The 23,144-nt window shown below is 48.3% G+C and carries 18 protein-coding genes; 4 read left to right on the top strand and 14 right to left on the bottom strand.

Annotated features, from left to right (window positions below):
• Window positions 1-318: 318 nt before the first annotated feature.
• The gene (gene dmsD, locus LVQ77_RS03495) at window positions 319-948 is read right to left on the bottom strand and encodes a Tat proofreading chaperone DmsD (protein WP_370644943.1); all 630 of its coding nucleotides are present in this window, start codon (window positions 946-948) and stop codon (window positions 319-321) included.
• 90 nt (window positions 949-1,038) lie between these two features.
• Complete coding sequence (locus LVQ77_RS03490) at window positions 1,039-1,341, bottom strand: DUF1161 domain-containing protein (protein WP_134182927.1); 303 nt, start codon at window positions 1,339-1,341, stop codon at window positions 1,039-1,041.
• Window positions 1,342-1,573: 232 nt separating this feature from the next.
• On the opposite strand from LVQ77_RS03490, the gene LVQ77_RS03485 reads away from it, so the two are divergent.
• Window positions 1,574-2,284: a YnfC family lipoprotein gene (locus LVQ77_RS03485; RefSeq protein WP_232903688.1), complete on the top strand. Its 711-nt coding sequence runs from the start codon at window positions 1,574-1,576 to the stop codon at window positions 2,282-2,284.
• 104 nt (window positions 2,285-2,388) lie between these two features.
• Here LVQ77_RS03485 and add read toward each other — a convergent pair whose 3' ends face one another.
• From add to malX, 3 genes are all read right to left on the bottom strand, one after another.
• Window positions 2,389-3,390 carry an adenosine deaminase gene (gene add, locus LVQ77_RS03480; protein ID WP_232903687.1) on the bottom strand — a complete coding sequence of 334 codons (1,002 nt, stop codon included), beginning with the start codon at window positions 3,388-3,390 and terminating at the stop codon, window positions 2,389-2,391.
• 102 nt (window positions 3,391-3,492) lie between these two features.
• Complete coding sequence (locus LVQ77_RS03475) at window positions 3,493-4,665, bottom strand: MalY/PatB family protein (RefSeq protein ID WP_232903686.1); 1,173 nt, start codon at window positions 4,663-4,665, stop codon at window positions 3,493-3,495.
• 41 nt (window positions 4,666-4,706) lie between these two features.
• Window positions 4,707-6,299: a maltose/glucose-specific PTS transporter subunit IIBC gene (gene malX, locus LVQ77_RS03470; RefSeq protein ID WP_232903685.1), complete on the bottom strand. Its 1,593-nt coding sequence runs from the start codon at window positions 6,297-6,299 to the stop codon at window positions 4,707-4,709.
• Between the two features lie 185 nt (window positions 6,300-6,484).
• Between malX and LVQ77_RS03465 the strand changes: the two genes are divergently transcribed.
• A complete protein-coding gene (locus tag LVQ77_RS03465) occupies window positions 6,485-7,519 on the top strand; it encodes a Mal regulon transcriptional regulator MalI (RefSeq protein ID WP_232864455.1) in 1,035 nt (344 codons plus the stop codon).
• Between the two features lie 44 nt (window positions 7,520-7,563).
• Here the strand turns inward: LVQ77_RS03465 and LVQ77_RS03460 are convergent, their stop codons facing one another.
• Complete coding sequence (locus LVQ77_RS03460; protein WP_232903684.1) at window positions 7,564-9,114, bottom strand: YdgA family protein; 1,551 nt, start codon at window positions 9,112-9,114, stop codon at window positions 7,564-7,566.
• A gap of 134 nt (window positions 9,115-9,248) precedes the next feature.
• Window positions 9,249-10,421, bottom strand: a complete 1,173-nt coding sequence (manA, locus tag LVQ77_RS03455) for a mannose-6-phosphate isomerase (RefSeq protein ID WP_232903683.1) — start codon at window positions 10,419-10,421, stop codon at window positions 9,249-9,251.
• Between the two features lie 218 nt (window positions 10,422-10,639).
• Between manA and fumA the strand changes: the two genes are divergently transcribed.
• Window positions 10,640-12,286, top strand: coding sequence for a class I fumarate hydratase FumA (gene fumA, locus LVQ77_RS03450; RefSeq protein ID WP_232864458.1), 1,647 nt, complete (start codon window positions 10,640-10,642; stop codon window positions 12,284-12,286).
• A gap of 183 nt (window positions 12,287-12,469) precedes the next feature.
• The gene (gene fumC / locus LVQ77_RS03445; protein ID WP_232903682.1) at window positions 12,470-13,867 is read left to right on the top strand and encodes a class II fumarate hydratase; all 1,398 of its coding nucleotides are present in this window, start codon (window positions 12,470-12,472) and stop codon (window positions 13,865-13,867) included.
• A 17-nt stretch (window positions 13,868-13,884) separates the two neighbouring features.
• On the opposite strand, the gene tus is transcribed toward fumC, so the two are convergent.
• The 7 genes from tus to ydgH form a co-directional block, all read right to left on the bottom strand.
• Complete coding sequence (gene tus, locus LVQ77_RS03440; RefSeq protein WP_232903681.1) at window positions 13,885-14,814, bottom strand: DNA replication terminus site-binding protein; 930 nt, start codon at window positions 14,812-14,814, stop codon at window positions 13,885-13,887.
• 104 nt (window positions 14,815-14,918) lie between these two features.
• Window positions 14,919-16,235, bottom strand: a complete 1,317-nt coding sequence (gene rstB / locus LVQ77_RS03435) for a two-component system sensor histidine kinase RstB (RefSeq protein ID WP_232903680.1) — start codon at window positions 16,233-16,235, stop codon at window positions 14,919-14,921.
• A gap of 181 nt (window positions 16,236-16,416) precedes the next feature.
• Window positions 16,417-18,555, bottom strand: a complete 2,139-nt coding sequence (locus LVQ77_RS03430) for an EAL domain-containing protein (RefSeq protein ID WP_232903679.1) — start codon at window positions 18,553-18,555, stop codon at window positions 16,417-16,419.
• A gap of 396 nt (window positions 18,556-18,951) precedes the next feature.
• Window positions 18,952-19,680, bottom strand: a complete 729-nt coding sequence (gene rstA / locus LVQ77_RS03425) for a two-component system response regulator RstA (protein WP_151993332.1) — start codon at window positions 19,678-19,680, stop codon at window positions 18,952-18,954.
• 75 nt (window positions 19,681-19,755) lie between these two features.
• Window positions 19,756-20,481, bottom strand: coding sequence for a dihydromonapterin reductase (gene folM, locus LVQ77_RS03420; RefSeq protein WP_232864462.1), 726 nt, complete (start codon window positions 20,479-20,481; stop codon window positions 19,756-19,758).
• A gap of 31 nt (window positions 20,482-20,512) precedes the next feature.
• Window positions 20,513-21,895 (bottom strand): amino acid permease, encoded by a 1,383-nt coding sequence (locus LVQ77_RS03415; RefSeq protein WP_064518598.1) that lies wholly within the window; start codon window positions 21,893-21,895, stop codon window positions 20,513-20,515.
• Window positions 21,896-22,082: 187 nt separating this feature from the next.
• On the bottom strand, window positions 22,083-23,027 hold the full coding sequence (ydgH, locus tag LVQ77_RS03410; protein ID WP_232903678.1) for a DUF1471 family protein YdgH: 945 nt from the start codon (window positions 23,025-23,027) through the stop codon (window positions 22,083-22,085).
• Between the last annotated feature and the right edge of the window lie 117 nt (window positions 23,028-23,144).

The raw sequence follows: 23,144 nt of genomic DNA, 5'->3' as shown, positions 1-23,144 counted from the left end.
TTGAGGTCGCTTGTTGTTATGCCTTGTGTCGGCAGGGTGTTTTGACCTATAGCAACGCAATGGGAATGATTCCAGTAAACAGGGAAATTACCAGGCGAATGATTAGCGTGTAAATTAACGAGTTAGCCTTGTGCCGCCTCGCTTGAAACGTGGTTGTAAAGAATTGTCTTAAAAGTGTTTGAGTGAAGTTACGTTGTAACTTTTACGGGGGAAAGTGACTGAGAGTAAATGTCGGATAATGAGGGGTTAATATGCGGTTTGATATTAGAGAAATAGTCGGTGGATAAGCGAAAACGTCATCCACCGTTACTCAGATTCTTAGGAATAGAGCTCTTTTTGTGCGACAGGAATCTGCAAACCTTTGCTCCATTCAGCAAGTGTCAGGTTAGTTAGTTCGCCTAACGCCTGATAGAACGGATGTTCAGCATTGGCGATAAACAACTCCAGGAAACGCCCGCTCCACGGCAGGATGTGCCAGGCAAGAAGTTCGTCAACTTTAGGCTGCAATCTTTCTTCAGCAAGCCAGGCGGCCAGCATCAGTAGCAAACCGAAGTGATCTTCGGGTTCGTTGTTTTCTTGCTCGTTGGAGATGTCGTTTTTACGCATCCAGCGGCGTAACTCAAGCATCGAATCACCAAAAAGCACTTGTTCTTTATCGAGATAGACCGAACCCCAGGGCGAGGCAGGTAAAGCGTCCGGGCCGATGAACAGGCGCTGCCAGGCTTCACTCAAAGATTCTGGCTCATAGCTAAAACCTTCCGCCATACGCTGCGCGATACTCGCCAGCTCTTCATGCTGCACTGGCCATTGCTCAGTCCACGATGTGTCCTGAAGTGAGGCATACAGTGATGCGACATCCCGGCTTTTGGGTTCTTGATAAAAAAGCGCACCGAGCACTCTTCCTGTCAGGGCGATAGTCGCCAGTCGTTGCGTTGTTTCAGACATCATTCTCTTCCTTGTTGCGCGAGTTATGCCGCGCATTCTCTACGGATTGCCTGGCAATTGCTATGCATTCGACATCGACATCCGTTTTAATAACTATTGTGGCTCACTTTGTGACCCATCCTGGGTACTACCACCGCTTACCGGATAGTTTCCGCTACTGGTACGCGTATACAGGATTTTTTGCGTATCATTACCACAATGGCCAACAACTTGGGCATCAGGCTTATCAGCTTGATCGTTAGGAACAATTGTTAAGCTAAAGCCTGATTCAGGGACACCGTTATTGATTATCTTTTGCTGAATGTCGGCCTTGACTGTATCGCAGGAAGTCTGTGCGGCCAGTACGGGAGTTGCTGCAGCCAACAGGCATACACCAAGCCAAATTGAACGTTTCATCGTATCTTCCTTCTGTTGAGGGGCTGTAGTAAGAATAGTATCTGCAGTGTAAATTGTTGTATTTGCTTATACCCTTCATACTTCAAGTTGCATGTGCGTTGGCTGCGTTTACTCACCCGCATCACTTACCAGAGTAAGCTCATCGGGACTCGCTCTCTTGCCGTCTTCTTGCAACTCGAATTATTTTGGGTACATCATTGTTGTTACATTTCAAGTCGGGGACAGGTATTACGTGAAGAAAATCATTATCCTCTGTGCGCTGGCAGCCTCTGTTGCCGGGTGTGACGATCAGAACAATACGCTTTCTTACACGCCAGAAATGGCGAGTTTCTCGAATGAATTTGATTTTGACCCGCTGCGTGGGCCGGTAAAAGACTTCAGTCAGACATTAATCAATGAAAAAGGCGAAGTCGTGAAACGCATTGTTGGCCTGATATCGGAAGAAGGGTGTTTCAACGAGCTAGAATTTCACGATCTGGAAAACAATACCGGGGCAACCCTGGTGTTGGATGCTAATTACTATCTTGACGCTATCACCCGAGAAAAACGGGTAAAGCTTCAGGGGAAATGCCAGTTGGCAGAATTGCCGAGTGTCGCTATTACCTATGAGACGGACGATAAAGGTTTTGTGGTGGCAGCGCACAGTGAAGCGACATCCATTGTTTATAACTACGACGCAGATGGATATCCGTTAGGTAAGGTAACTACAGCAAAAAATGACACCCTGGCTATCAAGGCGAAATCCGGTAGCGACAATAAGAAAAAACTCGATTACACCTCTGAGAGCACACTCAACGGCAAGTCTATCGCTTTGGTCAAACAAACTTGCGATTACGACGGGTATTTCAACCCACTGGAATGTGTGCTGAACATCACCGATGAAAGTGTCAAACCACCGAAAGTTGAAAGCTATACGATTAAAAATAGCATCAATTATTATTGATGCTTAGGGTAAAGCCTCGTCTTAATGGCACTGGGTTTGCGCGCGAAACAGCAAAAGAAAAAAGAGAGCTTGAGTCAGCAAGCTGACTCAAGCTCTTGTCGGAGCTACGCGGCGCGAACCTTAGCAATCAGCGCCTGTTTTTCTGCATCAGATAAGAAGGCAATTCTTAAACCATTCTCTTGTGCGGTACGGATATGTGCCGCACTCAAACCTGCCTGCGGTGCAGCCACATTATATTCGTGAATAATATCGATACCCTGGACGGCTGGGTCATCAGTGTTGATCGTAGCCAGCACGCCTTTATCCAGGAAGGTAATCAACGGGTGCTTTTCCATTGAAGCTATCGTGCTGGTTTGGATATTGGACGTCAGGCAGGACTCGATGCCAATTCCATGTTCCGCAAGGAAATCCATAAGCGCTGGATCTTCGATTGCCTTAACACCATGTCCGATACGCTCGGCACCCAGCTCACGAATTGCCTGCCAGATACTTTCCGGGCCAGCGGCTTCACCGGCATGAACGGTGATATGCCAACCCGCATCACGTGCACGGTTAAAGTGACTCAGGAACAGACTACCCGGGAAACCGAGTTCATCACCGGCAAGGTCAAGGGCAGTAATGCTGTCGCGATGTGCCAGCAGGGCCTCCAGCTCAGCCAGACATGCCGCCTCACCGAAAGTACGACTCATAATGCCAATCAAGCGGGCTTCAACACCGAAATCACGGCAGCCCTGGCGAACGCCTTCAATCACCGCCTCCACAACACCCGCAACCGGCAGGTTATGGGTCATGGCCATGTAGCCGGGGGAGAAACGTAATTCGACATAATGCAGGCCATTCAGGGCTGCATCTTCAATGTTTTCCCATGCTACGCGGCGGCAGGCATCGAGATCCGCGAGGACTTTAACGCCCCAGTCCAGTTTTTGCAGGAAGCTCACCAGGTCAGGTGCTGTTTCCACAACTTGTACATGAGGACGAAGTGCTTCAAGGGAATCAGCCGGGAGCGGCAGATTAAACTGGCGGCCCAGGTCAAGAATAGTTTGAGCACGAATATTGCCATCAAGGTGGCGGTGCAAATCGGTTAACGGCAGGGTGGTATCAATCATGGTCGCACTCTTTTTTTGATTAAAGTGCGCAACAGTATAAGAACAAACGCACCTAAATAGCTACGTTGCGCAAACAAAAAGGGGAGTTTTCTCCCCTTAGCTTCACTGCAGAGATTTAATCGCCGCAATCAGGCGCTTCACACCTTCTTCAAGCTTAACGCGTGGGCAGCCGGCATTCAGTCGTACAAATCCTTTTCCTTCCTCGCCATAGGTATATCCCGGCATGATGGCGACTTTTTGCTGCTCTATAAGCACTTTTTGCAGCGCGTTGTCATCAATGCCCAATGGGCGTAAATCTATCCATGCAAGATAAGTGGATTCCGGCGGTTGCCAGTTTAGTTGCGCAAACTCTCCATTCAGCGCATCGGCGACAAAGCGCAGATTACTTTGCAGGTAAACTCGAAGCTCATCAAGCCAGACTGAACCTTCTTGATAGGCCGCGATATGTGCGACAACGGCAAGAATGGCGGGGGATGATAATCCATCCTGACCTTTCAGCACATTTAAGTATTTCTGGCGCTCATCACTATCATTAATCAAGCCATAAGCACCTGTTAATGCAGGAATGTTGAAGCTTTTGGAACCCGATGTGAATAGAGCCCACTGGCCTTTGCCTACTTCATTCCACGGCGTGTGCTGGTGGCCTTCCCATACCATATCCATATGGATTTCATCACTGATAACCCTCACGCCATGGCGTTCGCAGAGCATTGCCATGGTTTCAAGCTCAGTACGTATCCAGACTTTGCCGGTAGGATTTTGCGGGCTACAAAGCAGCATGATCTTGCATTCAGGCTTCGCCAGTTGCGCTTCGAGAGCAACCATATCGCACATCCAACTGCCTTCGGTTTTATGCAACGGAGCGCTAAATACCTGGCGTTGGTTGCCCTCAATGGCTTTATAAAATGCGTCATACGCAGGGGTATGGACTAGCACTGCATCGCCAGGTTCAGACCACTGGCGGATGAGTTGCGATACCATGTAGATAACCGACGGGCCGTACACTATCGACTCTTTATCGATCACACTGTTAAAACGAGTGTGATACCAATGCGCGATCGCGCCTAGAAACTCCTCATTCTTCCAGCGGCTATAACCTAATACACCGTGAGATAAACGTTGTTGCAGAGCTTCAAGAATGACTGGAGCGGTAGGGAAATCCATATCGGAGATGGTAAAGGGCAGGAGATCGGCGGCACCGAAACGGTCAGCGACATAATCCCACTGAGTACACCAGGTTCCGTGACGGTCAACAGGGGTGGAGAAATCGAACATATTACCTCGCAACAAACGGGCGCCGTAGCGCCCGTTATGATTTACGCCTGAGCAGTTTGCATCAGATGCGCCATTTCATCTTTCACCGACTGGACCTGCGGACCAATCACCACTTGCAGATTGTGCTGGTTGAGTTGCACCACGCCGATGGCACGGAGGTTTTTAAGCGCTGCGCTGTCGACCAGAGACATATCTTTCACTGACATACGCAGGCGAGTGATGCAGTTATCGAGAGAAACAATATTCTCGGCACCGCCCAGAGCTGCGAGCATGGCTGGAACATTGTAACCCGATTTACCCACCTGGCCGGCAATCGCTTTTTCAACGCTGGTGGTGTTATCGATATCACGACCCGGCGTTTTGATGTTGAAGCGGGTTATGGCAAAGCGGAAAATTGCGTAGTATGCCGCAAACCAGATAGCTGCAACCACAGGCACCATATACCATTTTGTCGCCAGGCCGTGCAGGATACCGAACACGACGAAGTCGATGATGTTGCCATCAGTATTACCGATAGTCACACCCAATACCGCCATCATGGTAAAGCCAAGGCCAGTCAACAAAGCGTGGATGACATACAACACAGGAGCGACAAAAAGGAACAGGAATTCCAGCGGTTCAGTCGTTCCACCAACCACGCAGGCAATCACGCCAGAAATCAGCAGGCCTTTAATTTTGTGACGGTTTTCAGGGCGAGCACAGTGATACATCGCCAGTGCCGCACCAGGTAAACCGCCTAAGAACGCAGGCATTTTACCCTGTGACAGGAAGCGGGTCGCACTTTCAGAGAAACCATGAACCGTTGGGCAGCTCAATTGCGCCTGGAAGATAGTCAGTGCGCCGCTGACGCTATGGCCACAAACATCCATCGTTCCGCCTGCATCAGTAAAGCGAATCAGCGCAACAAGGATGTGGTGCAAACCGAACGGCAGCAATAAGCGCTCACCGGTACCGAAGATCATCGGCCCAAACATGCCAGCGCTGTTGATCATGTTACCCAGGGCGTTGATCCCAGCGGCAAAAACTGGCCAGATTAACGGGATAACCAGACCAACAATACCCATGACCAGAGTCGTGATAATCGGCACAAAGCGGGTACCACCAAAGAATGCCAGCGCATCAGGCAAGCGCACGTTGTGGAAACGCTCATGCAGCAGGAATACAATCACACCGACAATAACTGCACCCAAAATGCCGGTATCAATAGATTGAATACCCAGGATATTTTGGATGTTGTTTGCTTTCAGGATGGCGGCATCTGTTGTCGGCAAAATGCCTTTAGCCGTCAGCCAGAAGTTCACTGCAAGGTTCATTACCGCGTAACCGACAAAACCGGAGAACGCCGCTACACCTTTGTTTTCACGCGCCAGCCCAAGTGGGATTGCGATACAGAACATAATTGGTAGGAAGCTAAACGCAAACGAGCCGACTTTCCCCATCCAGGTGAAAATTAGCTGTAAAACAGGATTACCTAATGCTGGAAGCAGAGTCACTACATCGTGGCTACTGAGTGAACTCCCGATACCGAGCATGATGCCGCAGAACGACAAAAGTGCCACGGGCAACATAAAGGTTTTGCCAAGGTTTTGAAAAAACTCCCAAAGCGTAATTTTTTGTGGTGTATTAGCCGCCATAACGACTCCTTAAACCCTGGTTGATAGATGGGTGGTGGTAAAGAACGAAGCGGATGATAAAACGTTTTACCAGCCTTTATTGCGCTATAGTTCACAGATCTAAAGCTCACTAGAGTGCTTAATACCTCATATGAGGTTAAACGTTTTATCACTAAATTTTGTTTCATGGAGGGTCCGTCGGCCTAATGACGACTCAGGAAAAGAAAATAACAATTAACGAAGTTGCTGAAGCCGCTGGAGTTTCTGTTACGACAGTTTCTCTGGTTCTCAGTGGCAAAGGGCGCATTTCACCAGCGACCGGATTGCGCGTGAATGAAGCCATAGAAAAGTTAGGATTTGTGCGTAATCGCCAGGCTGTTTCATTACGTGGTGGCCAAAGTGGGGTTATTGGGTTGATCGTGCGTGATCTATGCAATCCTTTTTATGCCGAGCTCACCGCAGGTTTAACGGATGAACTAGAAAAGCAGGGCAAGCTACTCTTCCTGACCCAAAGTGGCGCGCAGGGGCAGCATATGCAGCGTTGCTTTGACATGTTAATTGCACAAGGAGTGGATGGCATTATTGTCGCCGGAGCAGCAGGACAGGGGGCGGATATGCGTACTATTGCGCAACAGAAAAATTTACCCCTGGTATTTGCCTCTCGCGCCAGCTACCTCGATGAGGCCGATATTATCAGGCCTGACAATATGCAGGCCGCTCAGCTTGTCACCGAACACTTGATCAAGCGTGGGCATCAACGGATTGCCTGGCTCGGTGGTGATGGTGCCTCTTTGACTCGCGCCGAGCGCGTGGGTGGTTATTGTTCCACACTTCTGCAATACGGCTTGCCATTCCACAGTGAGTGGATAATCGAATGCGAGCCGAGTCAGAAAAAAGCGGCGGACGCGATCACCACACTTCTACAGCACAACCCGACAATTACTGCTGTGCTCTGCCACAACAGCACTGTGGCGATGGGGGCATGGTTTGGTTTACTGCGCGCAGGAAGACAAAGCGGTGAGGGAAGTATCGACAGTTACTATGACCGCCATGTGGCACTAGCAGCGTTCGCTGAAGTGATGGACGATGAACTGGATGACTTGCCATTAACCTGGGTTTCTACACCTGCTCGTGAGATAGGCCGTATGGCTGGGCAGCGTATCCTGCAACGTACACAACAAGGTGATACCAGTGCGCTCAGTCAGATTATGCCAGCACGATTAGTGGTGAGAAAAAGTTAAAGAGCCTCCCTAAAGGGAGGCTCTTAGCCAGGCATCGCTCATAATTATTGCTGAGGAACAGCAGGCGCGTCTGGTGTGGCAGGTGCTTCAAGTTCTGGTGCCGGGGCCGCTTCTGGCTCACCCATAGTCGGCATACCAAACATTCCTAACAGATCGCCCAGTGCCATTTTCTGGCCGTTCAGTGTCACCTGACCGTTGGAGTACTGCAGGCTGGAAACCACATTATTGTCTTCCATAGTGGTCACGCGGAACATTTGGCCCATTGCGGCCAGACCTTTGATTTGCTGCTCGGCAAGTTTAGCTGCTTCGGCAGGCTGGTAGCCTTCAAACTGCGCAACTTGAGTCATTAACTCAGTCGCCATATCTACTGGGATAACCAGCTTACTGTCGAGAGATTTAACCACACGGTTCAGTTGTTCTTCCGGAGTTGTTGGTTCACCCGTTGATTGCGCCGGGTCTTTCAGGAACAAAGACAGATTGAAGCTGCTTTCGCCTTTAGCATTTTTCCAGCTTAATGGTGCAATGGTAATCACCGGATCACCTTTCAACAACAGCGGCAGGTTGGCGGCAAACAGCTCAACAATTTGCTGCTGGTAAGCTTCTGGATTCTGCGCAACAGCAGGATCTGCCAGTAATTTTTGCGACTCAGCATTATATTTCTGGCTAAATTCGCGCACCGCCGCTCCGTCAAGATTGCCGATTTTGAGCGTTAGCTTGCCGCTACCAATATCTTTGTTCTGTATCTTCAAAGAATTAATCGCGTAATCGATTTGGCCGGAAAGATGCTTTTTATCTTCCTGAAGCTCAGATTTGGCGTTGATGTTAAAACCTTCCACAACGGCCATTTCTTTGCCTTCGATGGAAATGGATAACTTGTCGATCGAGGCTTTCTGGATACCAATTCGCTCGATAAATTCGCTACGCGCACTATTGCCTTCGGTTTTGATACCGTTAAAGGTCATCTGTACGTGCTGGCCGTATTCATTGACGGTATTGACCAGGCCGCTTTGCGCTTCGCCACTCACGGCAATTTTATCACCCTGGGAATCAACATCAGCCTTGAACTCACCACCGCTAAAGGCAACTTTTTGCTCGCCATTTTCATAATTCAGTGGCAGCAAGTTGATATCAGAAGAGGTGTCACCGCTATAGCCAATGCGCGTTTGGGCATCAATAAAGGACTGGCCTTTAGCAATATCAAACAATGGCTTGGTGGTTGGGTTATTCATCAATGTGGTATGAACTGACGCCATGGATGGCAACAGATTGAATTTTTTCAGTTGTGCAAACGGGAACGGGCCATGATCAATGGTTTCGTTAAATACGATAGTTTGGTCAGGCTTGAGGATCGCGCTTGTCATTCCTGCGGTTGGCTTGATGACTAACTGCATGGTGCTGCTGAACAGACCACGATGGTAATCCTGGTAGCCCAGCGTCAAGCCAGCTTCGGGTGAGGCTTTATTCAATGCGGTATTAGCGTTGCTGATCATCTCCGCCATACGGCCTTCGAGCTGTTTACCGGTGTACCAGGCTGTCCCAGTCCACACCACACCCAAAGCCACAATAACACCTACTGCAACCAGTGATTTTTTCATTCTGTCGTAGTCCATATTAAGTGCATCTGCCGGTAGTCCTCCGGCAGATGATTGAAATGCCCGCGGGCATTGAAGAAACTGATTCTACACAGCTTAGCAATCCTACCCAAAAAGATCAGTAAGTTGCTTTAAAGTCAGATTTTAGAGAATACACGAGCCACACGACCTACACCGCTGAGAGATACCGGTGATTCTTGCGCAGAAATAAACGCAGACTCACCAGGTTTGAGCGTCAATTGCTGCTGGTCTTTGCTTAAAATTGCTTCACCTTCAGTGCAGAACACAATGGCCGCACTTGGCTGGGCAAGCTGAACTTGCTGAGAACTGAGATCGTGCAAGGAGAAGGCGAAGTCATCAACTGGAATAGGGAAGTCCAGCTCGCTGCCATTTTTCTCCGGCTGAGTCAGCAATTCAGCGGCAGGTTTTGGCACAAACTTAACGTTTGCGACCAGCTCAGGAATGTCGATGTATTTTGGCGTGAGCCCTGCGCGCAGGACGTTATCCGAGTTTGCCATCACCTCAAGAGCCACACCTTTCAGATAAGCGTGCGGGGTTTCCGCAAACAGGAACATCGCTTCGCCCGGCTGTAATTTCACCACGTTCAACAGCAGTGGTGAGAATAAGCCACTGTCGTCCGGGTAAAACTCAGAAATCACGCGAATGGTTTCCCACGGCTCGCCTTGCTGATTATTTAACGCTGCCTTCAACACGCCGAGTGCCAGGGATTTCTCATCGCCTTTCATATTCAGCAGGCTGGCGAAAAGCTGTGACAAACGTTCCGCATTTGGCTCTTGTAAGAAATGAGCTATGGCAGGGTGTGCGCCAGAAACGGGCTGCAGCAAAGAGACGATATCGCTAAACTCACGGAACGCATTCATTGCCAGGAATGGGGTAAGCGCGAACACCAGTTCTGGTTTGTGGTTTGGATCTTTGTAATTACGTTCTGCGGCATCTAATGGAATGCCTGCTGCATTCTCTTTGGCAAAGCCCAATTCAGAAGCTTTTTTGTTAGGATGAACCTGAATAGAAAGGGGTTGATCGGCACACAGCACTTTGAAGAGAAACGGTAGCTCACCAAAACGCTCTGCAACGGCCTTGCCTAACAGTGCGGGTTTGTCAGCATCAATCACGTCACGCAGTGAACGAGCCTGGCCATTATCAAGAATTTTTGAGCTACTTTTCGGGTGAGCCCCCATCCAAAGTTCTGCCATAGGCAGGTTTTCTGGGTTCTCCACGCCGTAAAGTTCCGTTAACGCAGTTTTACTTCCCCAGGCATAGTTTTGCACTGAGTTAATGAGTTTTTGCATTATCAAGCCCTATAGTAATCTAAACAAAGTTACTGCTATTAAACCAATTATCCGCAGTGAAGTAACCAGGGGATTAAAAAGTCGGTTTAGTCTCAGTTTTTGTTAAAAAATTGTGTAGCATGTTAGACCCGTTATCTTTCAAGCCACAGCGGGGTTGGCTCAGGCTTGAAATCTAAAGGGTATAAAAGATAATAATTAACGTAGTAAGTGAGAGAACAATGCCGAATAAAGACTTTCATTATCAAGAACCGTTCCCGTTAAAAAAAGATGAAACAGAATACTACCTGCTCAGCAGTGATTATGTTTCCGTGTCAGAGTTCGAAGGGCAGGAAGTCCTGAAAGTTGATCCTAAAGCCCTCACGTTACTCGCCAAACACGCCTTCCACGATGCCTCGTTTATGTTGCGCCCGGCCCACCAGCAACAAGTAGCCGATATCCTGAATGACCCTGAAGCCAGCGAAAATGATAAGTATGTCGCGCTGCAATTCCTGCGTAATTCCGAAATCGCTGCAAAAGGTATTTTGCCAACCTGCCAGGATACCGGTACGGCAATTATCATGGGTAAAAAAGGCCAACGCGTCTGGACCGGCGGTGGTGATGAAGAAGCGCTCTCCCGCGGCGTCTATAACACCTTTATTGAAGATAACCTTCGCTACTCGCAAAACGCGGCGCTGGATATGTACAAAGAGGTGAATACCGGCACAAACCTGCCTGCGCAAATCGATCTTTACAGTGTTGATGGCGCTGAATACAAATTCCTCTGTATCGCCAAAGGCGGCGGTTCAGCAAACAAAACCTATCTCTATCAGGAAACGAAGGCGCTGTTGAGTCCTGGCCGCCTTAAAGATTACCTGGTCGATAAAATGCGTAGCCTCGGGACTGCAGCGTGCCCACCGTATCATGTGGCGTTTGTGATTGGCGGTACATCGGCTGAAGCGACGCTTAAAACCGTAAAACTCGCCTCAACCAAATACTATGATGGTCTGCCAACCGAAGGTAACGAACACGGCCAGGCATTCCGCGACGTAGAACTTGAAAACGAGTTATTAAAAGAAGCTCAGAACCTTGGCCTTGGGGCGCAGTTTGGTGGTAAATACTTCGCCCACGATATCCGTGTTGTGCGCTTGCCGCGTCACGGTGCGTCATGCCCGATTGGTATGGGTGTTTCGTGCTCAGCCGATCGCAACATTAAAGCGAAGATCAACCGCGATGGTATCTGGATCGAAAAACTCGAACACAACCCAGGAAAATTTATCCCGCAGGAATTGCGTCAGGCGGGTGAAGGGGAGGCAGTTAAAGTCGACCTGAACCGTCCGATGAGTGAGATCCTAAAACAACTGGCGCAGTATCCTGTTTCAACTCGCCTTTCTTTAAGCGGCACGATAATTGTGGCACGTGACATCGCCCACGCTAAACTCAAAGAACGTATCGACAACGGCGAAGGTTTGCCGCAATACATTAAGGATCACCCGGTGTATTACGCGGGGCCTGCAAAAACGCCAGACGGTTATGCATCAGGTTCACTTGGGCCAACAACCGCCGGGCGTATGGATTCCTATGTCGACTTATTGCAAGCCAACGGCGGCAGCATGGTGATGTTGGCAAAAGGCAACCGTAGCCAGCAAGTGACGGATGCCTGCCATAAACATGGCGGTTTCTATCTTGGTAGTATCGGCGGCCCGGCGGCAGTTCTGGCGCAGCAGAGCATCAAGAGCCTTGATTGCGTGGAATATGCGGAATTAGGTATGGAAGCCATCTGGAAGATTGAAGTTGAAGACTTCCCGGCCTTTATTCTGGTGGATGATAAGGGCAATGACTTCTTCCAGAAAATACACGCCTCGCAATGCACACGGTGCGTGAAGTAAGACACTCAAGCCGCCCATCAGGGCGGTTTTTTTATCCCCCTTCATTCTTCGTGGTGCGTCTGTGTTGGCTGCTCTCGCTTACCCGAATCACTTACTTATGTAAGCTCATCGGGATAAGCTCCTTTGTCGCCTTGACGCACCTCGAATTATTTTGGGGGATGCTCTATGTCTAAGGAGAATGAAATGGCATCAAGTCGCAGTGAAAAAGACTCAATGGGCCCAATCGACGTCCCGGCAGATAAACTGTGGGGCGCGCAAACTCAGCGCTCACTTGAGCACTTCCGTATTTCCACCGAAAAAATGCCCACGGCGCTGATCCACGCGTTGGCATTAACCAAGCGAGCTGCCGCGAAGGTAAATATGGATCTCGGATTGCTGGTGGAGGATCGTGGCAACGCCATTATTAAGGCGGCCGACGAAGTTCTGGCGGGCAAACACCCGGATGAATTCCCACTGGCTATCTGGCAAACCGGCTCGGGTACACAGAGCAATATGAATATGAACGAAGTGTTGGCAAACCGGGCGAGCGAAATTCTTGGCGGCGTGCGTGGCATGGATCGAAAAGTTCACCCGAACGACGATGTGAATAAGAGCCAAAGTTCGAATGACGTTTTCCCAACGGCGATGCATGTTGCTGCTGTCATTGCAGTGCGCGAACAACTTATCCCGCAGCTAACCCTATTGAGAGAGACATTGCAGGGTAAAGCGGAAGCCTTCCGTGACATCGTTAAAATTGGCCGTACTCATTTACAAGATGCAACCCCGCTTACCCTGGGCCAGGAGATTTCCGGTTGGGTAGCGATGCTTGAGCATAATCTCAGGCATGTTGAAAACAGTCTGCCGCACGTTGCCGAACTAGCATTAGGCGGTACGGCTGTTGGAACAGGGCTGAATACCCATCCCGAATACGCAGTACGCGTCGCCAAAGAACTCGCAGAAATTACCGGGCAACCGTTTATCACCGCGCCGAATAAATTCGAAGCACTGGCGACCTGTGATGCGCTGGTTCATTCGCATGGTGCGCTAAAAGGGCTGGCGGCGTCGCTTATGAAAATTGCCAACGATGTGCGCTGGCTATCTTCTGGCCCGCGCTGTGGAATTGGTGAAATCGCTATTCCTGAGAATGAACCGGGCAGCTCAATTATGCCTGGTAAGGTGAATCCTACCCAGTGTGAGGCGGTGACGATGCTCTGCTGCCAGGTGATGGGTAACGATGTGGCGGTAAATATGGGTGGGGCGTCAGGCAACTTTGAGCTCAATGTTTATCGCCCGATGGTGATTCATAACTTCTTGCAATCGGTGCGTTTACTGGCAGATGGTATGGAAAGTTTTAACGAACATTGCGCGGTGGGTATTGAGCCGAATCGTGACCGCATTACGCAATTACTGAACGAATCACTGATGCTGGTGACTGCACTCAATACGCATATTGGTTATGACAAAGCAGCAGAAATTGCCAAGAAAGCCCATAAAGAAGGGCTAACTTTGAAAGCTTCAGCGCTGAAACTTGGCTATCTAAGTGAAGACGAGTTTGATGCCTGGGTACGACCAGAAGAGATGGTTGGCAACATGAAACAGTAAGGCCGACGCGCCTGCATTTATTCCTCGCTGTATAAATGCAGGCGCGGGATTACCAGCCGTAGTGGTTGCGCATCCGGCTTATAGCGATGACGAATATTCTCCGCATCATAATTCAGTAACTCCCCCATATCCGGTGGCATTTCGCCATTATCACGGTTACACAGCACCACCAAAGGTGACGGGCAGGCATGTTGTACCTGTTTTTTACGCTCCTGGTACCAGGCGCGGGCAACGGGCTGTACTTTTACCGGTCGTTTAATCTTCAAGCGTACGTTATCTGAAAGGCTGGTAATGGAATTTAACTCACGGGTAATTTGCTCCGCCCATTGCTCACGGGTGTAGGGCGGTACAGCGCGATTCGCTTTGAGGCTCTTTTCGAGTATTTCGATAACTTCCCGGCGTGAGTAATTCTTGATGATTTGTTTATTTGCCCAGCCAAAATTCAACGTAGTGGGGTTTTCCAGCAGTGTAATAGAGCGATAAGCATTTAGGGTGATAAGCCCAGGAAGCTGGCGGTGAACCCACTCAAAGCGCTGCACGCTGGGCAGCCCCGACTCCACACTGATAATGTTTTCAAGCTCCTGTTTACGCTGATTAATGCGTACTACCAGGGTTTGAGTCTGAAGACGGGAGGTTTCGTCAACCTGATAGCAAACCGCACCAGGCAGGCGCACAGCGGCTTTGCTGCTGGTTTTCTCGGACTGCTGCTGGATAAACAAATGAGTGAAATGGGCGAGGGTGGCCTGATGTGCTTCTCTACCAAGTCGTTGTGTCACCTCGATTTTGCTTACCGCATCGTGTTCATTCCCTTTATCAACCGTAGGCAGTTGAAAGACGCGACCAACTAACAACCTGTAGCTGTCGAGTTGTTCACTAAACAGACGGAGATCTCGCTCGAGCTCGCGAAATGTACTGTTAAGGCGCTCAATCAAATCATATTTTGTCATTTCGCCACCACATTAGTTACAACATACTATTTATTGTTTATAACACAAGGAGATGAACCTGACCATCAGTGTTGCGAAAGTCAGGCATGGGGACAATGTGATTTTTAGCGGCTTGGCTTGATAGAGGCCAGTGACATTGCGGATTCAGTCTTAATTGGCCAGCTAAAGCGAAAACGAGCACCACCCAAGGCACCGCTATCAACGACTACAGAACCCTCCATAGCGGTTGCGACAGAATGCACAATTGCCAGCCCAAGGCCACAGCCACCGGTAGCGCGGTCACGGCTTGGGTCGAGGCGAACAAATGGTTCAAATACTCGTTCGCGTTCTTCTGCGGGTATACCTGGGCCATCGTCTTCTACCTGCAAAATCGCGGTTTGTCTGTCAAGCCACAGGCTAATACGTAATTTCTCATTGCTGTAACGTAGTGCGTTGTTGACCAGGTTATCTGTCACGCGTTCCATCAGGCGTAGGTCAATCAGGCCAAAATTGCCGCTAGGTGGGGTATCCAGCAAGATATCGAGATGGGGATGAATAATTCTGACGTCGGCAATGTGCTCATCAAGCCAGCGAGGAACGTTGACACTTGCCAGTTGTAACTCAGTTTGCGGGCGATCCAGACGTGCGTAGGTTAGCAATTCTTCAATTAACGCTTCCAGTTGTCCAATGTCGCGGTTTAGCGCAAGTGATTCCGCTTCGGTAAGATTATCACTCATCTCCAGGCGATAACGTAAGCGGACTAATGGTGTACGAAGTTCATGAGCAATCCCGTCAATCAGGAGCTTCTTACTGGCGATTTGCGCATTAATGCTATCGGCCATCTGGTTAAACGCGACGCCCAGGCGCTCAAAACTTGAGGCGCTATCGAAATGAATTCGCTCATCAAGATGTCCTTGCCCTAATCTTTGCGCTGCCGTCTCCAGTTTGAGCATGTCCTTCCAATGCGGTCGCATCCAGATAAATACGGGGAAGGCGAGGGAGATAGCAATAAAGGCCATCAGTGCGACGTCCAATAAGCGCATTTGGTGTAAGAAAAAGAGATACGGTATTGGCCCAACGGCCAGTACATAGTGGCTGCGAGGGATACGCTGGATAAATGTATATTCATCGTCGAGAGCGACAATTTCGCCTGCGCGCAGATGATGCATGGTCATCTCATCAAGCTTGAATTTATCCATTGGCTCAATGTGCAGCTTAAAGGATAAATTGAGGTCGAGATCTTTAATGGTGCGGTTCCAGTCGCGAGGAGGAATTTCTCGCAACTCGCTACGCATTAAATACAGTGAGCTTTTCATCAAATCATCTAGCGACTGGCGACCTGCACGTTCAGCGGTGAATTTGTATACCAGGCCAACCAGCATGGTCATCACCAAAAAGCAGACGAACAGTAAAAGATAGAATTGTATAAATAACTTTTTCAATGAAAATCACCGGGTTATTACGTATCTGAAGACTGGCTCCTGCTTTACAGGAGCGCTACGGGGATATGAGCGATGTCATTTTAGAATTTTCTTACCCCAGTTGGCAGGGTATGAAAGCAGGGTTTGCCCCTGCTGACAATATCTGGTGTGTATAAACGCGGTGTTTAATGACAATGGTGGCTTAAGCTATAACTTCAACCTCAGGCAGAGTATGGCCTGGCTGCATTTCCATCTTGTGTTGTTCCGCCAAAAGTTGACACACGGTTTCTCCCGGCAAAGGGCGGTGGAACAAGAAACCCTGGCACAATTCAATGCCGGCCATTTTCACAAGTTCTAATTCTTGCTCGGTTTCAACACCTTCGATGAGTATTTCACATTGAACAACCGTGCATAATTTAACTACCTGTTGCAGGAAGCTAAACCCATCAGGCTTGGCCAAACCGAGAACCATCGACCTATCTAGCTTAATCTTATCCAACGGATAGCGGGTCAAATAGTGCAGTGTTGAATAGCCAGAACCAAAATCATCAAGGGCGATTTTGATACCGAGACTGCGCAACTTTTCTAACACTTCTGCGGCACGCACAGGTTCGTGAACCTTTTGTGATTCTGTTATCTCAAACTCAAGATTCCAGCCAGCAGGTAATGGTTTAGTCAGCACTTTATTCACAATGTGCAGAAGTCGATAGTCGACCAACGTTTGTGGGGAAATATTGACCGATAGAGTCATGCCCTCTGTTTCAGGCATATTTTCTCGCACATAATCCAGTGCGTTTTCCATCACCCAGAAATCTATCTCCGGCATCAAACCAGCACGCTCATAATATTTCAGGAATGTTGGTGGCGTTATCTTTCCGTGGTCATCCTGATGGCGGATCAAAACCTCAACGGCAAAGATTTTATTGTCAGATAAACGTATCTGCGGCTGGAAATACAGGATGAATTGACCGCTGGTTTGCAGTTTTTCTATCTGTCTTTGTGCTTCAAGGTTACTGTTTTCTTCTACAACATGATTGTAGTTAGGCACCATCTCAAAGTTTGTCGGTTGGCTGGTTTTTACCTCACCGGTCAGTAAGTCCATGTCATTATTTACAGCGCTTTTTTGTTTTAATGTACTTTTGACAAATGGGTAATAAATAGCCACGCCTAGAGCGACAAGAGCAATATATAGCATCACGGCAGCACTGGATTCCCCGCTGGCTAACCACACCTTGATAGGCCCTGGCGTTGACCAACTAACGATTGCGGTAATCCGCGGGATGAAACTATAGTAAGTCGCCCCGTACGCCACGATGTAAGAGACTAACGGGGTCAGGACGAACGGAATAATCATTACCGGGTTGAGAACAATCGGAAAACCAAAAATCAGTGGTTCGTTGATGTTAAACAATGCCATTGGCCCGGCGATGGTCAACAGGCGGCGGTGCGGACTGTTTTTCTGCATTAAAATGCAGATGACTAAACTCAGTGTATTTCCTGTACCACCAGAATTACACCACATGTCGTAGAAGACAGGGCTGAGAATATTGAGTGCGCCACGACCTGAATACCAATCATTAATATTTAATTTTGCTGCTGCAGTAAAAGCAACATCAATGTCCATAAATAGATAATAGCCATGTAGACCAAAGAACCATGGAACACTGCGCAACAGGACGTATGAAATGCCATTTAGAAAATTAGTTGGGTAAAAATAAAGTGACAGTTGGCTGAATAAATTCATTGTATGGTGTAAGCCAGCTTCAGCAGCTAATTTTATAATGCTGCTGAATAGGGCAATTACCATTAACGTAACAAAAAACGAAACAATTGTGACGTTATTGTTATCCTTCCATTGGCGAATTTTTAACAGATTCTTACTGACGATTTCCTGTAATACATTACCAATTATTCCGGAGGCCAAAGCCATAGGAATGCTGATATCCAGGAAAAATTGTGCGTTATCATCCATGATTCGTCGGAAGATCATCAACGTACTGATGCTTAACGCGATACAGTATATTTGCGACAGGCGGTTTCTGACGGCCCAGTGAACCGCAACATAGATATTCATCACCAGTGGTGCTAGCGCTAAGAAACCAATCTGTAGCTGCATAAACCACAGAGCTGCCTGGTTAAACCCTGCAGTATCACAAAGTACCGACGCAGTGATAACCAAACCACGAACAATCGATAAGGGAACAATAGCCATGGTGCTGGCAATAATGGCATGGGCATAACGATTGTTTAATAACTTGATTTGACTGTTATTCAAACGATGCAAAAAATTATTTTGTAGCCACACTTTTATCACAAAATTACCTGAAGCAATTACGCTCATAATGGTGTTTTTAAACAGATAACTGGATTGTCAGAGCGAGTTATCCGGTGTTACGGCAAGGTGAAATTAGCTATTTTTCTACATTCACGGATTTTTGCCCGTGAATGAAATTTAAAGTTTTTTTTGTTAATTCAGATAAGTAACAAAAAGAACACAAAGTAATAATAAAATAGTTTTTTTGTGAAATATTAATCTGATTTTTTGAAGCAAATCACAGACAGAAATCTATCATATAAGTTAGGTGTATTTCTATACATAAGTTTACACAATTAAAACTAGTCGGGTGAGGCTGTGAAATATATGAGGAGGGATTTCGAAAGGAAGTAGTTGCATCAAAGTAACCGCTCATTAAATGAACGGTTACTTATAGTGTTAAGCAAATAAAATATTGAACACCTAAACTTCGCTTTCCCAGGCATGTGGGGCGAATAAATAGCCTTTATTACGCACCGTTTTGATACGAAATGGCTCAGTAGCGCTGTCGTAGAGTTTCTTTCTCAGGCGTGAAATAGCGACGTCAACGCTACGATCCAGACCGTCGTAGGTCACCCCACGCAAATTTTTAAGCAATGCATCGCGATCCATAATTTGCCCCGCGTGAGTCGCCAGTTCCCAAAGTAGATCGAAATCAGCAGTGGAAAGTGTGATGTTCTCTGAACCAAGGGTGACTTGACGATTGACCGGGTCAATACACAACGCACCAAAGCGCATAGCTTTGTGAGGTTTGAGCGCTGTAGGGCTACTTTCGACAGTATGTTGCGCAGAAACGCGTTGGCGTAAATGCAAGCGTAAGCGTGCAAGAAGAACGGCTGGAGGCGTGGTTTTGAGGATATAGTCGTTAGCGCCCATCTCCAGTGACAATATGTGGTTCATATCGCTGTCCAGAGAGGTAAGCAGCACAATCGGGCCATCCCACTGAGGACGCAAGTCACGGCACAATGTCATACCATCTTTGCCGGGGAGCATGACATCAAGCAACACAAGGTCAGGGCGCTGCTGCTGAATTGTTGCTTCAGCGCAATCACCACGGCTTTCAACAATAACGTCAATGTCATGTTTGCCGAGATAGGCGGCGATTAACGCTCCTACTTCAGGATCGTCTTCTACGTATACGATTTTGCTCATAGCCCGATACATTGGATCAAAAAGAAAACATACACTGCAATAGGTTTTAATGCCATAAATCGAGGGTAAACAAAATTATCTAAGTGGGCGGCCGCCATCTACGCAATGGGTGCGGCCTGTCACGTAGCTGCTGTTCAACAGATAATTTACTAACCCAACTATTTCTTGTTCACCAGGCACTATTTTCATCAACGATTTATTCAATGCTGCTTTTCGGTACTCGCTGTCGTCATGCTCATTGAACATGATCATTGCTGGCGCAATGGCATTCACTTTGACTTCAGGTGCCAGTTTGCGGGCAAACGAGCGAGTCATATTATCAAGAGCAGCTTTGCTGGCTGCATAGGCAATGTGCTTATCGCTTCCACGTTCTACAACGTAATCGGTGAAATGAATGATATCGGCACTGGAATGCCCACCTCCACGCAATAGCGGCTCAAGAAGATGATTGAGAAGATAGGGGGTATTAACGTGAATTTGTAGCATTTCAGCCAGGGTCTGAGCGGGTGACGAGTGAGAGGGCTCGGGAAGCCAGGCACTGGCATTGTGCAGAATGGCACGCAGGCCGTCGCAACACTGTGTGACGTTCAGGGCAAATTGCTCAATACCCTGATTAGTTGAGAAATCTGCGAACAGGCAAGTTGCCCCTGCCTGTTCTAGCTCATCTACCGCCGGATAACGCGTACGGTAGCTGATAATGACGGGTTGCTTTTGAGCCAGGAAGTGTCGCGCCAGTGCCAGGCCAATTCGTTTACCGGCACCAGTAATCAAAATGGGACGGGCGGATGATGTTATCTCCATCGACGACTCCTTACTGTTGTTTTCTGGTGATTTACTTCACCAGTACCCATGTTGCAGGAAACGCAGCCACCAGCATCAGGAAAATGACAGATCTTTCCTTGAAATTAAGTTTGATGTCATGCGTATGCGTGCTGCGCGTATACATAAAGACTAATAATCCCGGCGCATACAATACCACCGAAAGCAGTAAATGCATGGGGCCTGATGCATACAACAGCCATAAGCCATAAATGCATGCCCCAAAGCCAATTGCTTTATGCAGAGGGCGGGTCGACACTTTTAGCAAAAAGGCACCTACCAGGAAGTAGGGAACCAGAATCATCTCTGAAGCGATTGTCAGCAGCGTGTTGTAATCTGAGCCCGTCAACCAAATCAAAACCAGGCAAATCTGGACACTAATATTGGTAAGCCACAGCGAAGCAGACGGTGCATTATTCTTGTTCTGACGAGCAAAAATCTTCGGGAAGGCTTTATGTGTGGCTGCAAGATATGGCACTTCTGCGGCCATGATAGTCCAGCTCAGATAGGCACCACACACTGAAACAATAAGTCCAGCAGCGATAATAACTTCACCCCAAGGGCCCATCATTTCGACCATTAATCCGGCCATCGAAGGATTGCGCATACCGGCGAGTTCCGGACGGGCAATTACCCCCAACGAAAGCAATGTGACGAGCAGATACACGCCTAATGCCGCAGTCACAGCAAGAAGTGTTGCTCGCCCGACATCATTTTTATTACGCGCACGAGCAGAAACCACCACTGCACCCTCAACACCAATAAATACCCAAAGGGTAATCAGCATGGTGTTCTTGACCTGTTCCCAAACGGGAACACCTAGCGCAATCCCGCTAAAATCTAGGGTGAAGGTACGAAGTTTAAAGGCCAAAGCGGCGAGAACGATAAACAGACCTAACGGCAATAACTTCGCAAGTGTGGCAACCAGATTGATACTGGCCGCCGTTTGCACGCCGCGAAGTACCAGGAAGTGAACCATCCACAGTAGCACCGATGCCCCAATAATCGACTGCCAGGTATTCCCATCACCAAACAAGCGCAGTTCCGGCGTATCGGTGAAGAAACTCAGTGCGGAGAAAACAATAACCAGATAGGAGACATTGGCGATCACTGCACAAAGCCAGTAGCCCCATGCGGAGAAGAATCCGATCAGTTCACCAAAACCTTCGCGTGCGTAAGTAAAAATTCCGCCGTCCAGATCGGGCCGCAGGCGGGTTAGCACCAACATTGCCAGCGCCAGCAACAAAATACCTGCACCGGTAATGGCCCAGCCAATCAGTAATGCTGAGGGACTGGCTACACTCGCCATGTTTTGCGGCAGGCTAAATACACCAGCACCGAGCATCGAACTCAATACCAATGCAGTTAATGCGGCGAGGCCAAGTTTCTTTTCCATAGCAGTCCCGTGATATTCAAATAAGACCCAGAATAATTATCATGTTTTTATGCATAAAAATGGTGGGTAACACTAAGGCGCGGAATTTTACGGAGTGTAGACGCTGCTTGCAATGACATGAGCCATAAAATGCTCGGGAAATAAAAAAAGGGCGGCAAAGCCACCCTTTTTGCTACAAAAGCTGCGCTTATTTATACAAATCAGCGCTAATTGTCATGTTACCGCCACGTTCATCCCATTGACGAGTGATGTGGTAGTACTTCGCACCTTTCTTGGCCGCACGTTTTGCAACCTGGTAAGAAATTTCAGTACCGCTGCTATAGTGGCCAGTGAATTTCACGCTATCAAATGGAACCATTTGAGCGGCAGTCACTTTGTTCAGTTCCTGAATTTTAGTGCCGTCTGGTAGCGTTACAGTGTAACGCCCGCCTTGAGTGGTTTGTGTTTCAAAGAAGCGACCAACATCAGAGCTTGGTGTGCTGGAGCTTGCAACCCCTGGGATCTCAACTTTGGCGGCTGCAGCACCACCGGCAGCCAGCGCCGCTTTACCTGCTTCTGAATCAGCAGGAATCACGTCAGCGCTTTGCAGAACACGTTTCTTGGCATCTTTTTTATAGATGAAAGCGGTAATACGTTGGTTACCACCGGAGTTAGCATCAATCTGGCGCACAATAAAGAAGGAGTCCGCACCTTTTTCTTTAGCTACACGAGTGATTGCATCATTAACTTCAGGTTGGCTGCGATAAAAGCCCTGAATTGTCACTGTATCGAATGGTTCAAGAGCATATGCCTGGTCTTTCGGCAACTCCGTCACACCATTAATAACGCGGTTGGACGTCTTTTCGGCTTTAGGGGCATCAGCATGATACACATCAGCGACTACGCGCCAGTTACCGCTACTGCTGGCATCACTTGTACCCTGAACATAGAAAGATGCGGCGCCGATCTTATCCGCACGACGGGAAACAGCATCGACAGCGTCACCAATCGAATTGAAACGACCAGTGATAGTAATGCGATCAAATGGTTTAAGAGCTGCAGCTTGATCCGGTGTCAGTTCCGTTGCCGCCTGAGCAGACAGCGTCATTAAGGAAATCAGTGCTGATGCCAGAAGGGTGTTCTTGAGCTTCATAAAAATAGTCCTTCGCCTTGCGCAAAATGAATACAAATACCGCATTCTCTGAGGGTTACCTGTTAGCCGCCGATTATTGCATTGAAATAGTGGCTAATCTACAACTGATTGATTTAG

It is taken from the genome of Buttiauxella cochleicola (assembly GCF_021282435.1).
Classification (GTDB): domain Bacteria; phylum Pseudomonadota; class Gammaproteobacteria; order Enterobacterales; family Enterobacteriaceae; genus Buttiauxella; species Buttiauxella massiliensis.
The sequence above is the reverse complement of the archived record's forward strand: the minus strand, read 5'-3'. Positions and strand labels throughout refer to the sequence as shown.

Excerpts from the sequence above, each read along its gene's own strand:
- dmsD (WP_370644943.1), bottom strand. The coding sequence starts at position 948 with ATGATGTCTGAAACAACGCAACGACTGGCGACTATCGCCCTGACAGGA.
- LVQ77_RS03490 (WP_134182927.1), bottom strand. The coding sequence starts at position 1,341 with ATGAAACGTTCAATTTGGCTTGGTGTATGCCTGTTGGCTGCAGCAACT.
- add (WP_232903687.1), bottom strand. The coding sequence starts at position 3,390 with ATGATTGATACCACCCTGCCGTTAACCGATTTGCACCGCCACCTTGAT.
- LVQ77_RS03475 (WP_232903686.1), bottom strand. The coding sequence starts at position 4,665 with ATGTTCGATTTCTCCACCCCTGTTGACCGTCACGGAACCTGGTGTACT.
- malX (WP_232903685.1), bottom strand. The coding sequence starts at position 6,299 with ATGGCGGCTAATACACCACAAAAAATTACGCTTTGGGAGTTTTTTCAA.
- LVQ77_RS03465 (WP_232864455.1), top strand. The coding sequence starts at position 6,485 with ATGACGACTCAGGAAAAGAAAATAACAATTAACGAAGTTGCTGAAGCC.
- LVQ77_RS03460 (WP_232903684.1), bottom strand. The coding sequence starts at position 9,114 with ATGAAAAAATCACTGGTTGCAGTAGGTGTTATTGTGGCTTTGGGTGTG.
- manA (WP_232903683.1), bottom strand. The coding sequence starts at position 10,421 with ATGCAAAAACTCATTAACTCAGTGCAAAACTATGCCTGGGGAAGTAAA.
- fumA (WP_232864458.1), top strand. The coding sequence starts at position 10,640 with ATGCCGAATAAAGACTTTCATTATCAAGAACCGTTCCCGTTAAAAAAA.
- fumC (WP_232903682.1), top strand. The coding sequence starts at position 12,470 with ATGGCATCAAGTCGCAGTGAAAAAGACTCAATGGGCCCAATCGACGTC.
- tus (WP_232903681.1), bottom strand. The coding sequence starts at position 14,814 with ATGACAAAATATGATTTGATTGAGCGCCTTAACAGTACATTTCGCGAG.
- LVQ77_RS03430 (WP_232903679.1), bottom strand. The coding sequence starts at position 18,555 with ATGAGCGTAATTGCTTCAGGTAATTTTGTGATAAAAGTGTGGCTACAA.
- rstA (WP_151993332.1), bottom strand. The coding sequence starts at position 19,680 with ATGAGCAAAATCGTATACGTAGAAGACGATCCTGAAGTAGGAGCGTTA.
- folM (WP_232864462.1), bottom strand. The coding sequence starts at position 20,481 with ATGGAGATAACATCATCCGCCCGTCCCATTTTGATTACTGGTGCCGGT.
- LVQ77_RS03415 (WP_064518598.1), bottom strand. The coding sequence starts at position 21,895 with ATGGAAAAGAAACTTGGCCTCGCCGCATTAACTGCATTGGTATTGAGT.
- ydgH (WP_232903678.1), bottom strand. The coding sequence starts at position 23,027 with ATGAAGCTCAAGAACACCCTTCTGGCATCAGCACTGATTTCCTTAATG.